This window comes from Arthrobacter sp. 001422645 (assembly GCF_059816125.1).
In genome coordinates, this window is the sequence record NZ_JCBANT010000039.1 from 1 (window position 1) to 630 (window position 630).

General features: G+C 71.1%; 1 protein-coding gene. It reads left to right on the plus strand.

Annotated elements, in window-relative coordinates:
• Positions 1–630: HNH endonuclease (locus AC6EUH_RS18285; protein WP_499739506.1), on the plus strand; the 630-nt coding region annotated here is incomplete at both ends.

Here is a 630-nt window from a genome sequence, read left to right on the forward strand (position 1 = left end):
ACCGTCACCCAGCGGGCCAGCCACGCCGCCACCGAACGGCACGTCAGTCTCCGCCCGGCCCCGGACACCATGTGCTACCTCACCGCCCTGCTCCCCGCCGGTCAGGGCATCGCGATGTACGCCGCCCTGACCCGGCACGCCGACACCCTCCGCAACAACGGTGACCCCCGCACCCGCGGCCAGCTCATGACCGATACCCTGGTCGAACGCACCACCGGCACCTCCGGCGGGATCACCGGCATCGAACTCCAGCTCGTCATGACCGACCGCACCCTCCTCCAGGGCGACAGCGAACCCGCCCGCCTCCCCGGCTACGGCATCGTCCCCGCAGCCTGGGCCCGCGACCTCCTCCAACATGGAGGACAAGCCACCCGCGCGCGAACCGAAGACACGAATACGACAACTGATACGGCCAAGAACTCGGACGGGGACGTGGACAAGGCCTTCACCGTCTGGCTCCGCCGGCTCTACACCGCGCCGGGCACCGGTGAGCTCACCGCGCTGGACTCCCGCGCCCGGCTCTTCCCGCCCGGACTCCGCCGCCTCATCCAGGCCCGGGACGACACCTGCCGCACCCCGTACTGCGACGCCCCGATCCGCCACTTCGACCACATCATCCCCTGGCACCGC